1 protein-coding gene and 1 pseudogene are annotated in these 1005 nt (G+C 69.6%); one reads left to right on the top strand and one right to left on the bottom strand.

Translation table 11 applies throughout. The features are described 5' to 3' along the window. Positions 1 to 182 (bottom strand): annotated as a pseudogene (locus tag AB8Z36_RS40950) (RNA polymerase sigma factor SigF); the annotation flags it as partial. 238 nt (positions 183 to 420) lie between these two features. Between AB8Z36_RS40950 and AB8Z36_RS40945 the strand changes: the two are divergent. Then, positions 421 to 909: an ATP-binding protein gene (locus AB8Z36_RS40945; RefSeq protein ID WP_369218415.1), complete on the top strand. Its 489-nt coding sequence runs from the start codon at positions 421 to 423 to the stop codon at positions 907 to 909. The last annotated feature ends 96 nt before the right edge of the window (positions 910 to 1005 follow it).

Genomic DNA, 1005 nt, shown 5'->3' with positions numbered 1-1005 from the left:
TTGCGCACGTACTGGTATTCGTGCGTGCCTTCTTCGAGGTGGGTGAGGCGGTCGAAGAAGTGCTTGGAGACGGTGCGGGCGTCGCGGGGGGCCACCTTCGACGGGTCGGCCAGTGCCTGCTCGGCCAGCGCTTGTTCGCTCTGCGTCGCCTGCGTCCGGCTCGGCTGTGTCGCGGTGATCATCTGACCCGCCCCTTGTCTCTCGTGACCGTTGTCCTTCCCCCGTCCTCGTGCGACTGCCCCGAATGCGTGTACGCACACCTGTCGGCACCCGGAAATCTCGATCTCCTCCGCCCGGAAGACATTCCGGTGAACGGACCGGGACCGCAGGTTTGGTCTCCCGGCATCGGGAGACCCGGCCAGATCGCCCGCCACCGGATTCCGATGTGGATCGGGGGGTAAGCGGTCCGGTGTGATGCTCATGTGCGGACAGGTCAAGGTCAAGCCAGGCGGTGTGGTGCAGGCAGCGGAGCATGGCGGCGCGGAGCCGCTGCGTGACGCCGGCCTCTCCGTATCCGCAGCCATCGAGAGCAGCGAGGAGATCGCCCGAGCCCGACAGCTGGCCCGTTCCTTCCTGGCCGAGGCGCAGACGCGGTACGGGTTCGACGTCTGCGAGCGCGCGCGGAGCATGGTGCCGCTCGTGGTCAGTGAGCTGGTGACCAACGCCTGCAAGTACGCGCCCGGACTGTGTCTGCTCTCCCTGGAGGTCGAGAACGGCGCCCTCCGGATCAGCGTGTGGGACAGCAGCGCCACCCTGCCCTCCATCCTGGAGCCCGATCCGAGCCGGGTCGGGCAGCACGGTCTTGAGGTCGTCGCGGCTGTCTGCGAGAACCTCACCGTCGAGCGGGAGCCCATGGGCAAGCGGGTCACGGCGGTCATCGCCGTGGCCGAGGTGCAGGTCGCGGGCTGACGTCCCGCCCACGGCACTGCCCGCCCGCCGAACCGGCCCGCCGCCCCCCCCCCCCCCGTCGAGAACGGCGCCCTCCGGATCAGCGTGTGGGACAGC

The organism is Streptomyces flavofungini (assembly GCF_041028215.1).
GTDB lineage: Bacteria > Actinomycetota > Actinomycetes > Streptomycetales > Streptomycetaceae > Streptomyces > Streptomyces flavofungini_B.
The sequence above is the reverse complement of the archived record's forward strand: the minus strand, read 5'-3'. Positions and strand labels throughout refer to the sequence as shown.